This window comes from Holdemanella sp. (assembly GCF_056804935.1).
This window is the reverse complement of record NZ_DBMEXE010000005.1, coordinates 7,306-22,381: the sequence shown is the minus strand read 5'-3', so window position 1 is coordinate 22,381 and position 15,076 is coordinate 7,306. Positions and strand designations below refer to the sequence as shown.

Annotated in this window: 14 protein-coding genes and 1 other annotated feature; of the genes, 3 read left to right on the top strand and 11 right to left on the bottom strand. The window is 34.0% G+C overall.

Annotation, left to right across the window (positions count from 1 at the left end):
* The 4 genes from ACZQCL_RS00695 to ACZQCL_RS00680 form a co-directional block, all read right to left on the bottom strand.
* Window positions 1-904: ABC transporter ATP-binding protein (locus ACZQCL_RS00695; protein ID WP_482481512.1), on the bottom strand; the 904-nt coding region annotated here is incomplete at its 3' end.
* Window positions 905-919: 15 nt separating this feature from the next.
* A complete protein-coding gene (opp4C, locus tag ACZQCL_RS00690) occupies window positions 920-1,831 on the bottom strand; it encodes an oligopeptide ABC transporter permease (RefSeq protein ID WP_227991887.1) in 912 nt (303 codons plus the stop codon).
* Between the two features lie 13 nt (window positions 1,832-1,844).
* Entirely contained in the window at window positions 1,845-2,828 is a 984-nt protein-coding gene (locus ACZQCL_RS00685) for an ABC transporter permease (protein WP_003865731.1), read from the bottom strand.
* Window positions 2,829-3,008: 180 nt separating this feature from the next.
* The gene (locus ACZQCL_RS00680; protein ID WP_482481509.1) at window positions 3,009-4,721 is read right to left on the bottom strand and encodes an ABC transporter substrate-binding protein; all 1,713 of its coding nucleotides are present in this window, start codon (window positions 4,719-4,721) and stop codon (window positions 3,009-3,011) included.
* Window positions 4,722-5,110: 389 nt separating this feature from the next.
* On the opposite strand from ACZQCL_RS00680, the gene ACZQCL_RS00675 reads away from it, so the two are divergent.
* Window positions 5,111-5,632 carry a DUF5662 family protein gene (locus tag ACZQCL_RS00675; protein ID WP_118116508.1) on the top strand — a complete coding sequence of 174 codons (522 nt, stop codon included), beginning with the start codon at window positions 5,111-5,113 and terminating at the stop codon, window positions 5,630-5,632.
* Here ACZQCL_RS00675 and glmS read toward each other — a convergent pair whose 3' ends face one another.
* The 4 genes from glmS to rsmG all read right to left on the bottom strand — a co-directional run bounded on the left by glmS (window position 5,633) and on the right by rsmG (window position 10,039).
* The gene (gene glmS / locus ACZQCL_RS00670; protein WP_419023417.1) at window positions 5,633-7,438 is read right to left on the bottom strand and encodes a glutamine--fructose-6-phosphate transaminase (isomerizing); all 1,806 of its coding nucleotides are present in this window, start codon (window positions 7,436-7,438) and stop codon (window positions 5,633-5,635) included.
* A gap of 239 nt (window positions 7,439-7,677) precedes the next feature.
* The gene (locus ACZQCL_RS00665) at window positions 7,678-8,556 is read right to left on the bottom strand and encodes a ParB/RepB/Spo0J family partition protein (RefSeq protein WP_154555308.1); all 879 of its coding nucleotides are present in this window, start codon (window positions 8,554-8,556) and stop codon (window positions 7,678-7,680) included.
* 2 nt (window positions 8,557-8,558) lie between these two features.
* On the bottom strand, window positions 8,559-9,335 hold the full coding sequence (locus ACZQCL_RS00660; protein WP_154555307.1) for a ParA family protein: 777 nt from the start codon (window positions 9,333-9,335) through the stop codon (window positions 8,559-8,561).
* Window positions 9,336-9,337: 2 nt separating this feature from the next.
* Window positions 9,338-10,039 (bottom strand): 16S rRNA (guanine(527)-N(7))-methyltransferase RsmG, encoded by a 702-nt coding sequence (rsmG, locus tag ACZQCL_RS00655; protein ID WP_117924499.1) that lies wholly within the window; start codon window positions 10,037-10,039, stop codon window positions 9,338-9,340.
* A 136-nt stretch (window positions 10,040-10,175) separates the two neighbouring features.
* On the opposite strand from rsmG, the gene ACZQCL_RS00650 reads away from it, so the two are divergent.
* Window positions 10,176-10,763, top strand: a complete 588-nt coding sequence (locus ACZQCL_RS00650; protein WP_227993722.1) for a DUF4230 domain-containing protein — start codon at window positions 10,176-10,178, stop codon at window positions 10,761-10,763.
* 2 nt (window positions 10,764-10,765) lie between these two features.
* Window positions 10,766-11,410, top strand: a complete 645-nt coding sequence (locus ACZQCL_RS00645) for a GTP pyrophosphokinase (RefSeq protein ID WP_227993723.1) — start codon at window positions 10,766-10,768, stop codon at window positions 11,408-11,410.
* 8 nt (window positions 11,411-11,418) lie between these two features.
* Here ACZQCL_RS00645 and ACZQCL_RS00640 read toward each other — a convergent pair whose 3' ends face one another.
* The 3 genes from ACZQCL_RS00640 to ACZQCL_RS00630 form a co-directional block, all read right to left on the bottom strand.
* Complete coding sequence (locus tag ACZQCL_RS00640; RefSeq protein ID WP_418582621.1) at window positions 11,419-12,612, bottom strand: YkvI family membrane protein; 1,194 nt, start codon at window positions 12,610-12,612, stop codon at window positions 11,419-11,421.
* 62 nt (window positions 12,613-12,674) lie between these two features.
* Window positions 12,675-12,918 (bottom strand) — a binding site (T-box leader).
* A gap of 80 nt (window positions 12,919-12,998) precedes the next feature.
* Window positions 12,999-14,063, bottom strand: coding sequence for a CDP-glycerol glycerophosphotransferase family protein (locus tag ACZQCL_RS00635; RefSeq protein ID WP_270489671.1), 1,065 nt, complete (start codon window positions 14,061-14,063; stop codon window positions 12,999-13,001).
* Between the two features lies 1 nt (window position 14,064).
* Window positions 14,065-15,076 (bottom strand): CDP-glycerol glycerophosphotransferase family protein (locus tag ACZQCL_RS00630; RefSeq protein WP_482481504.1); only part of this gene is annotated, 1,012 nt, incomplete at its 5' end.

The following is a 15,076-nucleotide window of genomic DNA, read 5'->3' as shown; positions in this document are numbered from 1 at the left end:
GATCTGCTAAGTAGCAACCTTTTGGTAAATACAATGGGTTAGGTACACTACCTTCAATTGTATTTAAACGCTTACCTTCTTCAGCTAATGAAGGCATTGAATTCATTAATCCAACTGTATATGGGTGTTTAGGGTTGCTGAACAATTCTTCTACTGGAGCTGTTTCAACAACTTTACCTGCATACATAACGTTAACGTTATCAGCAACCTGAGCAACTACACCTAAGTCGTGTGTGATCAACATGATAGATGTACCTGTTTCATTCTTTAATCTGTTCATTAAAGAAAGAATCTGAGCCTGAATTGTAACGTCTAAAGCTGTTGTAGGTTCATCGGCAATCAATAATTTTGGATGACAAGATAAAGCCATCGCAATCATAACACGCTGACACATACCACCTGATAATTGGAATGGATAGTTATCAACAACTTTTTCTGGACGAGAAATACCTACTTCTGCCAACAAATCAATTGCACGTTGTTTAGCTTCTTCTTTAGATACTTCTTCGTGCGTGAAAATGCTTTCCATAATTTGATCCCCAACTGTAATAACTGGGTTCAAACTTGACATTGGTTCCTGGAAAATCATAGAGATTTCGTTACCACGAATATGACGAATTTGTTCATCTGTAGCTGTTGCTAAGTTCAAGCCATCTTCATCACGGTCTACATTTCCCATATATACGATTTTTGATCCAGGCATAATTTCTCCTGGTTCACTTACTAAGCCTAAAATAGACATGGCAGTTACTGATTTACCACAACCTGATTCACCTACAATCGCAAGTGTTTCATTTTCATACATTGTAAAGTGGTTTCCATCAACTGCTTTTGAATCACCTTTTTTTGTATGGAAGTATACACGAAGGTCTTCCACTTTAATAACTTTTTTATTTACAGACATTGTGTATCCTCCTTACTACTGTAATTCTTTAGGGTCGAATGCATCACGTAAACCTTCACCAATTAAGTTGATAGAGATTACAGTTAATAAACACATTAAACCTGCAGGGATCCATTCCCAAGGATAGTTTTGGAACACGTAAGAGTCACGTGCCAAGTTCATTAAGTTACCCCAAGAAGGAGTAGGTGCAGTCACACCCATACCTAAGAATGATAAACCAGCCTCAGTCAAGATAGCACTAGCCATTTGAAGTGTAGCATTTACGATTACCAAAGAAATAACGTTTGGAAGTAAGTGTTTAAAGATTTTTGAGAAATCTGAAATACCTAAAGCTTCACAAGCTTGCATAAATTCTTGTTCACGTAAAGTTAAAATTTGTCCACGAACTAAACGAGCAAGTCCTGGCCATGATAATAAACCAATCAATAATGATACAGTATACATTTTTTGACTTTGTGGAACCCACAACATTGTTGCGGCAACCGCAATGATCATTGGTGTAAATGGTAATGAATAAACGATTTCAGCAAAACGCATTAATAAGTTATCCAATTTTCCACCATAATATCCAGAAATACCGCCAATTGTACATCCTAAAATTACAGTGATAACGGCAGCAATAACACCAACCATAATAGAGATACGTCCACCTAAGAATAAACGGAATAAGCAGTCACGACCTTGTTTATCTGTTCCTAATAAATGTTCTCCTCCTGGAGCTAAGTTAGGATTTGATAAATCATAGTCATTTACGCTATATCCAAGCATTGGTGGTATAACAATAACAGCAATAACAATTAAAATAAAAATAATCAAACCTGCCATGGCAACACGGTTTTGTCTAAACTTACGCCATGCAATGGTCCAAGGACCTATAGATTCAATTTTTTCACCAGATTCTAATACTACAGCATCTTTTTTAGCCATCTATAGTTCCCTCCTATTCATCAACCTTGATACGTGGGTCAACTAATGTATAACAAATGTCAGACAATAAGTTACCTAACAACATCAATAAGGCACTAAACATCAAACAAGCCATAACTAAAGAGTTATCACGTTGGTTGATCGCATCAATTAACACTTTTCCAATTCCTGGCCAGATAAATACAGATTCCAAAATTACGGCTCCTGAGAATAATGATGGAATGTATAATCCTAGTAATGTTACTAAAGGAATTTGAGCATTTTTAAATGCATGTTTGTAGATAACAGTCTTTTCTTTAAGACCCTTTGAACGTGCTGTACGAACATAATCCATGTTGATGACTTCAACCATAGAGTTACGTACATAACGTGAGAATGACGCAAATGAACTAAACGCCAATACGATTACAGGTAAAATTGAGTGTAATGCGATATCTCCAATTTCTTGGAAAATACTTGAGTAACCAAAACTTGAAAGCATTGTGTCACGCATTCCATTGATTGGCATACCTGGGATGTTCAAACCAATGAAGAAAATTAATACTAAGGCAAAGAAGAATGTTGGAACACTTATTCCTAACAATGAAAATACTGTCCAGAAGTTATCAAACACTGAACCTTTCTTTACGGCTTGCTTTATTCCAACTGGAATCGCAAAAATTAAAGCCACTATTAAAGAAACAACATTCAAATAGAATGTATTCCATACATAGTCACCAATAATAGTTCCAACTGGTTTTTTAAGAGTAATACTTGATCCTAAATCTCCTGTACACATACGTCCAACCCAACGTACATATTGTTCAGGTAACGATTTATCCAATCCTAACAACTCACGAACGTGATCACGTTGTTCTTGTGTAACCTTTGAACCGGCTCCAAAATAAGCTGTTACCTCATCACCTGGCATCGCCTTTACAGTACCGAAAATAACGATTGAAATGATGAAAAGGACAGGAATCATCGCTAAAATTCTTTTAAATACATACTTTAGCATAGTTATCGATCCTTTCTATCCACTAAATGCATATAAGAGCAAGTCAATACGGCTTGCCCTTAATTTTATAAACAATCCACGAATTTTTCATGCAGACTATTTAACGTTGCCACGTTTCTGTTAATGAACATTTGTCCTTTAACATCAACTATTTTAACACACCTTTGTGCAAATTTTAAATTATTTTACAGTAATTGTATCCATTGATTGAGACCAGTTACGTAATGTTCCTGTTCCAGTCAAGTCAACTTTCTTATTGTAAAGGTTGAATTGCATACCTGAGTAAACTGGCATGTAACCTGCATCATCAGCAGCCATCTTCATAGCTTCAACATATTCTGCTTTTGATTTTTCTGCATTTGACTCAGCACGAGCTTTTGTCAATTGGTCAACCAATGCTTGATCATTGATACGAGAATAGTTATTTACAGCCATGTTATTTGGATTATTAGTATATGAATCATTAGCTCCAGCATCTTGGTTATCTGTAAAGCTAGTAGCTAAGAAACACATATTCCATTCGCTATCGTGGCTTTCATCTTGAATGTTGCTTAATAATGTAGAGAAGTCAACTGTAGTTTGTTTTAAGTCAACACCTAAATCGCTCCAAGTTTTCTTAACCATAGGAATTAAAGTTTCAAGTACTGAGTTACCTTCTGACAATAAGAATTTGATTTCTAATTTTTGTCCATCTTTTTCACGGATTCCATCAGCACCACGAACCCAACCAGCTTCATCTAATACTTGGTTCGCTTTATCCATATCAAATGCATATGTATTTAATCCATCGATTGTTTCTTCATTACGAACAACGGCACCACAGTTTACTGATGCTGGACTCCAGTATGCAGCTGGTACATATCCACCTTTAACTTTCTTAACTTCGTCACTTGCTTTTTTATCCCATCCGAAGTAAGAATCACAGAATCCTTGACGATCTGTCGCATACATCAATGCTTGACGTACAGCTTTGTCAGCTGTAGCTCCATTGTTAGCGTTCATAGCTACGAAACCAACAACACTACGAGAGTAGTAGTTGAATGCCATGTTTTTATCTTGACTTGCTTCACTTACTTTATTTGTTTCAATTACATCTGGAATTAAATCAACTGTTCCTTTTTTCAATTCAGAAACTTCTGTAGTTACATCTGTTTTCTTGATAACAATACGATCTACTTGGTATTGTCCCTTTTCAGGTTTGAATTCTTCATTACGAACAAATGAAGCTCCACTTGCTTTATCATAGCTCTTTATTTGGTAAGCACCAGAACCACATGATTCTTCTTGGTTCTTTTCAACAACTTTTACTTTACCTTGTTTGTATTTTGAGTAGTGATCTGCACTAGTGATTCCCATTCCACCAAATTTTGCGATTGCATCGATTTGAGGTGATACTAAGTGGAATACTACTGTGTAATCATCTGGAGTTTCAATACCAGTTAATTCTTTAGCAGCTCCGCTATTATATTCTTTATATCCTACTAGGTTTTCCAATCCACCACCATTAGGACCAGCATAGCTTGGATCAGCTAATGTTGCGAATGTAAATTTAACGTCTTTTGAAGTTACTTCAGTTCCATCACTGAATTTGTGTCCTTTTTCCAATTTGTAAGTTAATGTTAAACCATCTGCACTTACTTCTGGTAATTCTTTAGCCAATTCTGGTTCCAATTCGTTATCCGCATTGTACTTTAACATTGATTCGTAGCATAAGTTTACTACATATTGATCATAAGCACTTGATGCATATTGAGGCGTAAACTGTCCAGTTAAACTTTGGTTTACAGATACTGTTAATGTTTTTGCGTTACTGCTAGATCCGCCTGAACATGCTACTAAAGTAGAAGCCATTGCTACAGATGCTAAACCAGCAACAATTCTTTGTTTATTCATTTCTCTTTCCTCCTATAGTCTGCTCACTATGTGTGAAGAAATTATACTATGTTAGAAACACGTTTTCAAGGGTTTAAGAAAGAAATTTACACACAAATTTACATTTATGTATATTTTTCATGAACAAAACACAGCATTTTGTCTTTATATCAAGCATTTTCATTGTATTCGCTTTCATTTAGCTTTTCGTATTTCATTCACAAACATTTGTCTATATACACTAGATTTTTATGTAAATCATGAAAATTAAGTTCAATTTTAAATCCAATCCTCATTTATTCATATCTCTCTTTTAAAAATAATAATAAACAAAAAGAAACCATTCTAGATGCCTACACTAGAATGGTTTTCTTAATTTATGATAGAATAGGCAAGAAAGAAGTGAATTTATGAATAAAGCATTATCTCATTTACATACAATCAACAAGCACAAATTAAAAGTTACTTGGCTTTGTTTTCGTTGTCACCTATATAAACAAGGTTTACTCCATGATTTAAGCAAATACTCTTATATTGAATTAAAGACAGGTTTTCATTATTATCAAGGATTCCGCTCTCCTATAGATGCCGAGAAAGAAGAAAAAGGCTATTCATTAGGTTGGTTACATCATAAAGGAAGAAACAAACATCATTGGGAATATTGGCTTGATTTTGGAGTAGATGGCATTTATGCATGTAAGATGCCTACAAACTATGTCATTGAAATGTTTTGTGATCGAGTCGCTGCAAGTATGATTTATCAAAAAGAAAAGTACACAGACTCTAGTGCACTTGAATATTATGAAAATGGACGAGGTAAAATTCTGATTCATCCTGAAACAGACGCCCTCATCCATCATTTATTAAAATATTTATCTGAGCATGGTTTAGATCAAACCATTCACTATATCATCACTGAAATTAAAGAATAATTATTCTACAGTTACACTTTTCGCAAGGTTACGAGGTTTATCTACATCGCAACCTTTTTCTTTTGCGACATAGTAAGCTAATTCCTGCAATAAAACTGTTGCCGGAATACAACTTAGTAATGGATCTACATCTGGAATGCGAATCACATACTCAAAGCCTTCCGTATTTTGGCTTTGTGAAGCAATCAAAATGACCTTGGCTCCTCGAGCAACCGTTTCCAAAATATTCGAAATTGTCTTCTGTGCAACACTAGGCTGCGTAGCTAGCGCAATCACAACTGTATCTTTTTCTATCAATGCGATTGGACCATGTTTCAATTCACCAGCCATATATGCATCGGCATGCACATACGAAACTTCTTTTAGTTTTAACGCACCTTCTAAAACACTTAAATAATCCAGTTGTCTACCAATAAAGTAGGCATCTTTTTGATTCGTTAACAGTTTAGCAAATTCAGCCATTTTTTCTTCTTGTGCAAGCATTTGTTCAACTACATCTGGCATTTGTTTCAACTGATTGATCATATGATTTTTACATGCCACACCCTTATTAAATAAAGACGCTAACTTTAAACATAGACATGCCAACAACACAAGTTGTGTTGTATAAGCTTTTGTACTTGCGACCGCAATTTCTGGTCCAGCACAAGTATATAAAACGTAATCAGATAATCGAGCTAAACTAGAACCTAACACATTTGTCACAGATAGTGTTTGGGCTTTGTTTTCTTTCGAAAGTTTTAATGCTGCCAAAGTATCGGCCGTTTCTCCAGATTGTGAAACAAAGATGCATAAAGTGTTTTCATCAATTCGATAATTTCCATATCTAAACTCACTTGCACTAATGCAGTAAATTGGTAAATCAATCCATGTGCGCAATAAGTATTGAGCATACAAACTCGCATGGTAAGCAGTTCCACACGCAACATAATAAATTTGATTGATTTTTGAAACATCTAAACCAGATAATTCTGGCATAGCCAAATTATTTTCAATATGAGCTCTCAATGTTTCTTTGATCACATACGGTTGTTCATGCATTTCCTTCTGCATAAAAGTATCATATCCACCTTTTTGAGCTGCACAAGCATCATATGAGATATGCATCCAAGTTGTTGAAACGGGATCCCCAAAGAAATCATAGACTTCAATACTTCCGGGTCTTAATACGGCCATCTGTCCATCTTCTAAAGCACAAATATCTTTTGTGTAATCTAACACAGCTGGAATATCACTTGCACAAAATGCAGATGTATCTGTTTTTCCTAAAATCATTGGGCTTTCTTTTTTTGCGACAAAAACGCAGTCAGGATAATCTGTACAAACTACACATAGCGCAAAACTACCTTGAAGGTATTGCACACATTTTTTTAAAGCGTACATCATATCGCCTTGATAATAGTAATCCAACATATGAACGATAACTTCACTATCCGTCTGTGACTGGAATGTATATCCTTGTTCTAATAAACATTCCTTGATTGATGCATAGTTTTCAATGATTCCATTGTGCACGATTGAAATTGTTTCACTCTCATTTGTATGAGGATGTGAATTCATATTACTTGGAACACCATGTGTTGCCCAACGTGTATGTCCAATTCCTGTATGTTCAGGATGTTCTTTTTCATTCAACAATTCCTTTAAATTTGTTAGACGCCCCTTCGCCTTATACGTTTCTAGATGGTGATTCGAAACTAGAGTCACGCCTGCAGAGTCGTATCCTCGATATTCGAGTTTTTCTAAACCCTGCAATAAAAATGGTAAAGCACTCTCTTTACCTGCGTACGCTGTGATTCCACACATTATAAAAAATCCTCCTATAAATTATTATCATGGAGGATACCAAATGGCTTTGTTCAATGTTCACACATTGGTTTTGTCCATCGTTAAAGGTTGTATCAACCTCCAGACTACCCGCCGAATCTTTCGATAAGTCTGGTCCTCGTCAACTAAATACTTAGTCCTGGCGCTATTTTTTTACTACATCTCCATGAATAATGAATATTATACAAAAAACAGAACATTTGTCAAAAAAAGAAGACTTATTCTTCTTCAACTAGGTTCAATAATTCTAGTATTCGATTTAAGTCTTCTTTATTTTCATAATGAATAGAAATGGCATTTTTACTGATAGATACCGATGTTTGGAAGAATTCCTGAAGCTTTTCTTTAGCTGCCTTCACATAAATATCTTCTTTTGGCTTTTCTATCGTTTTTTTATTGTTTGTATCTTTTACAATTTGTTCTACTTTACGAACAGACAAACCTTGATCAATAGCCTGTTTAGCGACTTTACGCATACTTGCCTCTGTCTTAAGACCAAGTAAAGCTCGTACATGCCCCATACTTAATTGTTTACTCACAACGTATTCCTGGACATCTTCTGGAAGTTTTAACAATCGCAATAAATTTGTGATATGTTCACGTGATTTTCCGACACGATGAGCTAACTGTTCTTGTGTATATCCTAATCGTTGAATTAATTTTTCATACGCTTTTGCTTCTTCTATTACATTTAGATCTTCACGCTGAATATTCTCCAACAAAGCAATTTCCATCATTTCCTGATCATCAAAATCAACAATGATAGCTGGAATATCTTTTAATCCGGCAAGTTTTGAAGCTCTTAATCTTCTTTCACCGGCAATCAAATCATATCCTTGAATGCTTTTTTTAACTAGAATCGGCGTAAACACACCATGTTGCTTAATTGATGAACTTAATTCTTTTAAAGCTTCATCATTAAATACTTTACGAGGCTGATATGGATTTGGACGAATCTCATCCACAGGAATTTTTGACTGTTCCTGTCTTTCAACTTCCATATCTCCATTTTGAATATCATCTAATACTTTAGAAACATCTTGCCCAAAAATACTGGACAATCCTTTTCCTAAACGAGCATTATTTTTGTTATCCATAGCTATGCCTCCTTTGAATTACGTTTTAGTACTTCTTCAGTTAAACCAGCATATGCCTTGGCTCCTGTACTTTTTGGATCATATTCAAAAATAGACATGCCGCGGCTAGGTGCTTCCGATAATTTTACATTTCTCGGAATAGAATTTTGATATACAAGCTTGCCAAAAGTTTGACGCACATCCTGCGAAACTTCTACACTTAATCTTGTACGAATATCAAACATTGTTAATAAAATACCTTCAATTTTTAAATTTCGGTTACTTGTTCTTTGGACAAGACGAATTGTGATCAACAACTGCGTAACTCCTTCCAATGCATAATATTCACACTGTACTGGAATCAAAATACTGTCAGCTGCTGTCAATGCATTGGTATTCAATAGTCCAAGTGATGGTGGACAATCAATAATAATGTAATCATATTGATCTCGAATAGGTGCAATGGCTTTTTTTAATAATTCTTCTTTGCCGGCTTCCATTTTGTCCATATCTAAATCAGCTCCAGCTAAATTAATGTTGGCTGGAACAATATCAATTCTTGGATTCATTTTAGGTACGATGGCCTGCTGAATAGGAACTCCCTCCATTAATACAGAGTGAATCGTTGCTTGTGAATTATTTTGACTCGCATTTAATCCTTGTGTTGCATTTCCCTGCGAATCGAAATCAATCAACAATACTTTTTTTCCTACATGTGCAAGTCCGCTTGCTAAATTTATAGATGTCGTAGTTTTACCTACTCCACCTTTTTGATTCGAAATTGCAATAACTTTTCCCATACTCAACCCTCCAAAGGTTTTTTCTTGATTTGCCCATACGCTCTAGGATATTTATTTGGCGTATGTTTTACCTTTTTAAAATATAAATTAATGCGTGTTGCATCCTCTTCAATCATAAATTTTTCTTCATCAATCAATTCAACACCTAATGTATCAATTGCCTTTTGCGCATTGATCAACTCTTCGTGACCATTCTTACCTTTTAAAGCCACCATAGTATGATCCATCTTCACAAAAGGAACACAAAGTTCTAATAAAATAGATAGTTTAGCAACCGCACGCGCACTGACCACGTCGAAACATTCACGTTTTTCTTTTGCCAAATCTTCAGCTCGAACATTTAGTATATCGAGATTATCCAAGTTCAATTGAGTTTTCACTTCATTTAAAAAACGACAACGCTTTTGTAATGGCTCCACCAAAGTCATATGAACATGTGGAAATGCAATTTTTACAGGGATACCTGGAAATCCTGCGCCTGAGCCAATATCACACATTGTTTCAAATTTAATATTTGAAAACGGCATGATTGAATCATAAAAATGTTTCTCCCATACTTCTTCTTCCTGTGTGATTGCCGTTAAGTTCATCTTCTCATTCCATTCAACAAGAAGCTGCATATATTTTTCAAATTGATTCATTTGTTCTTCATTTAATTGGATACCGGCTTCTAAACAAGCCTTCTGAAATTCTACTTTAGTCATGAAAACCCTCCACGCTATCCATTATAACATATAATCGTTTCCGTCGTGTTTTTACTATACTCAATAATTTGACACTATGTATGTCGGTTTATTTACTTTATTCATTTATGATACAATTTTAATGAGGAGGTCACTTATGAAAAATTTAAAGAAAGTTTTATTTGTTGTTGTCTTTATCTTAATTGCCTTTGTAGGCGGTATGTTCTTTGCGAATAAACAAACGGAACCTGAAATCACATCGACATTAATTCAGAATCGAATTGAACAGGCAAGTGATTTGGTAACCACAAAATATCATTATGCGAAAGTAGGAAAATTTGAAAATTCTTTAAGTCTGAATGGCTGGTCTATTCCTTTGACAAACAAATACTTCATACTAACATTTGAAGGGGAAATTCAATTGGGTACAGATTTATCTAAGGCAAATGTAGAGATCAACGATTCTACTATTCATGTGACAGTTAATAAGCCAACTGTTCTTTCAAATTCAATCGATGAATCAAGTATTGAAGTCTATGATGAAACAAAAAATATTTTTAATCCAATCAGTGTGAGTGACTATAAAGCTTTTGCGGTAGAGCAAAAAGAGAAGGCTTTATCTGAAGCCAAGAAAAAGGGATTAATGAAAACGGCTCAAAAGAACACAGAAAAAAGTATTAAAGAGATCATTTCCATTATCCCAGATACAGATGATTATACGATTGAAGTCACATTCAAGGAGTAATTATGGCAAATTTGAAATTAGTTGATGCTTTTACGGATTTTGTAGAAGAAAGTACTCTTCCCTATCGTCAAATGATGACCTATTATAATTGCGCGTTAATGGAAGTGGAAACTAAATTTAAAGTTCTTAATGAACAATTCTCCCTATTCTATGATCGCAATCCCATTGAATCGATTCATACGCGTATTAAATCGCAATCCAGCATTCTTAAAAAGCTTCAAAAAAAGAATCTTGCTTTAACCATCCCAAACATTGAAAACAACCTATTTGATATTGCCGGTGTTCGAGTGGTATGTTCATTCACTGAAGATATTTATTCTTTGGCCAACTCTTTTCTTAGCCAAGATGATGTGCGCTTGATTGAAAAAAAAGATTATATTCAAAATCCTAAAGAAAATGGATATCGTAGTCTTCACCTAATTGTAGAAATCCCTATCTTTTTATCAGATGAGAAAAAATGGGTTAAGGTGGAAGTACAATTTAGAACCATTGCGATGGATTTCTGGGCAAGTCTAGAACACAAGATTCGCTATAAGAAGAACTTATCAAAAGAACGCTTAGATGAAATTGATAAAGAATTACTAGAGTGTGCCAAGATTTGTAAGACGCTTGATGAGAAAATGGAAGAAATAAAGACGGGAAATTGATTTCCCGTCTAATTTTTTTCGTATGCTTCTTCAAAAGAAACTTTTGCGTCTTGTGCATTTTCTTTCATGAATTTACGATTCTTATAGAATCCTATTGTCAACAATGGGACGATGATGATGGCGATACCTAGATATCCACAATATCCATAGCCATACTTAACAACGTTTGTTAGTCCTACAAATGAGATTCCCATAGAAACTACCATGATGAATGCAGAAACTAAAGCTCTACGTACAGGTACATTTTCAACTTTTTGAAGGAATTTCACATTTTCAAAGCGATTCACAAATCCAAAGATGACACAAACTGCACTTGAGATCAAACATAAGAATAATACCAATCCATATAGTGCTACAAGCCAATTTGCTCCAAATGATTTTAATGTTGTTAACGTTGGTAAAGTTGTTCCGTTTGGCTGAGTCAAATAATAGTGTTGCCAACAAAGTAACATTAATACGGCAAGACCTAATCCTAACATATTTAATGTGAATGTTAATGCCATTGAGCGATCACAATCTTGTTTTGTTTTTAAAACACTTGTTCCACAAACTAAGATAGCTGGTACTGTAACCCATTGGAAAGCTGAATAAGTAACACCGTTCCAAACTGCTTTTGGAAGTTGACTCCATCCATGTACTGAAAAATCAACACGCATAACATCTAATAAATTGTGTCCATTTAATAAACCTACTGTATAAATAGAAACAGCTAGAACTAAGATTACTACACCCATATATGTACTTGCTCTACGAATCAAATCTACGCCAAAAATTGTTAAGAATAATACAACAAGGCCAATCACAAATGTTCCTAGATAATAATTCAATCCAAAGTATTGTGTTAATGCACTGGCTGCACCAGAGATACATGATGCAACAACCATTAAAACCATGATATTAAAGAATAATTCAAATAATAATTCTAATTTATCAAATGGATGATATAAACATTCAAATAGTTCTTTATACGTTTTTAATCCTCTTGAATTCATCATAATCTGACCTTCACGAATTGTCATAGATAAAAGTAACATCGCAACGGCAACCCCAACAATAGCTGGCCACCCTAAACTAACAAACCATGTGTTTTCCTGATTTCCTGTCGCAAATCCTCCGCCTGCGTGTGCAGCAAACGCGGTTGTGGCCACTGAAAATGCAGCCATCCATGATCGATTCAATTTTGTGTTCTCTTTCTTTTTCATTCTCAAATTCTCCCTTTCTGCAACAAAAAAAACCTTCCGTCTCTTGTTGCCTAATTAACAACTTCAGAGACGAAAGGTAATAATAATCTTATTCTTCCGCGGTACCACTCTAATTCATTCTAATGAATGCTCTCATCGATGCTATCACATCTAGTCTTTATATCGTAAGACATACGTCTATAACTACATTATCGCTATAGCCACTCCATGGTGATTTTCATTCTCTAGCTTTACGATATTTTCCACCAAACAATATCTCTCTAGGCTAAAACGTAGTGAATTACTCTTCCATATCAATGCGTTGACTGTATAATACTATAATTTACATTTATTTTCAAGTGAAAAATGTAATTTTTTTCATCATTAATGTAAAAAAAGAAGAGGACCTATACCTCTTCCATAATCTGATTAATTGTATCAATGACTCGACTTGTATTTTTTCCATCCGTATATACCATGTACTTTATTTGGAAATAAGACAATTTATTATAATCATAATTTTTAAATTCTAACGCCTTGACGAGTTGATCTTCATCTGTACATACAGGTCCTGGAAAATCATCAAAATCAATGTTCAATCCAATATTATGTTTATATTCTTTTACATCAGGAATGTAACTAATCATTGGTTTATTTAATAAAGAGTAATCAAATATTACGCTTGAATAATCCGAAATCAAACAATCACTCACTTGCATCAATGTATACAAGTCTTCCTTATTCATGTTCACTCCACCATTGCATTGAATATCTCCAAGTAATGGATGAAATTTATATAGAACCACGTAATCTTTTACTTTTGTGAAATCAAAAGACTGAATTTTAAAACCATCGATAATGTTACCCCTAAAAGTAGGTGCATACAAACATAATTTCTTATCTTTTAATTCTGGATATTTCAAAAAGAACTCATCTCTTTCATTTCTATTTAATAAAGTATCAATTCTTGGCATTCCAGTCACTAACACTTGATTTGTATTTACCCCAAAAGCTTGTGAATATGGTTCCTTCCAATATTCAGCATTACATAGAACATAATCATAATTACGTACAGGATATTGTCTTTTGATTTGATTACCAAATTTTTTCACGGCTCCACACGCGTGCCAAACTTGTAGCACTTTGACATTGGTTGGTTTCATATGACTAATCACATAGTTATTGTCATTTAAAATCACAAGACTTGATTTTTTTATTTCAACTAACTGTTTTAAACAATTCAAGAAATATTTAAAATCACCCCATAGATTTTTTTCAAACTTTAATAATATATAATGAATATCATACTTATTCTCATGACGTAATTGTTTATCAATGAGTTTAAAATCACCTGACAATTCACTTTGTGTTAAACTAATAAAAGTAATTCGATTCTTTTTAGGATGCACATAAAATGTTAAAACGTCCACGACCCATAAGGCAACATTTAAGATTATTTTGCTTAATCCCATTTTATTGCACCGCCTTATATAAGATATCTACTACTCTTTTAGAAGCATTTCCATCTTCATGATTATTAAAATAAAGATTAAAATCATTCAATTTAGAATAGTCATAAACTTCATTTTTAATATCCATCAACAATGTTTCTTCATCCATATAGATTTCACCTGGAATGTCCTTATGAATATCTAAATAGAATCCTCTTAAGTCTGTCGCATATTCTTTTAAATCATACATATAGAAATAGATGGGTCTTTTCAATATCGCATAATCAAAGAAGACGCTTGAATAGTCCGTAATCAATACATCACTAATCACATACAATTCATTGATTTCTGCTTGAGCAGGAATGGAATACAAAAATCCATCTAATTCTGGATCATCTTTGAAAGTATTAATGATTAGATAGTGTGGCTTAAATACAACAATTGTATCTTCACCTAAAATTTCTTTCCATTTTCTAAAGTTTGCCTTCAATTCAAAAGTATATCCTGCAGAAACATAAGAATTATCTCTCCATGTTGGTGCATACAATACAATTTTTTTATCTATAGGCAAATGATACTTATTCTTGATCGCATCATATTCTTCTTTTGTCGCATTCGAAATAAAATCATTTCTAGGATATCCTGTTTCAATCAATCTTTCTCTATTGATTTTAAAAGATGTTTGAAAAACTTTCGTACAGAAGGCATTTGGACTGATCATATAATTGTATCTTGCGACATCTACATCATAGGAATGGCACATCTGTTCATAACTGACACCTGAACGATAAAATGTAGTATCTTCACTCACATCAATATCATGAGCTAATCGCTTTAATGGTGTTCCATGCCATGTTTGTAGGTAAACCTGATTTTCCTTTTTAAAGATATATGTAGGTAATTTGCAGTTCACTACCCATAATTTTGCCTTCGATAAATAATAGAAATAAGGAATGCTGAAATATTCCTTTATTTCAGCCCCCTCAATATGCAATTTTTTTTCTTTATGATTCTTTATAAACCAAATAAAACGA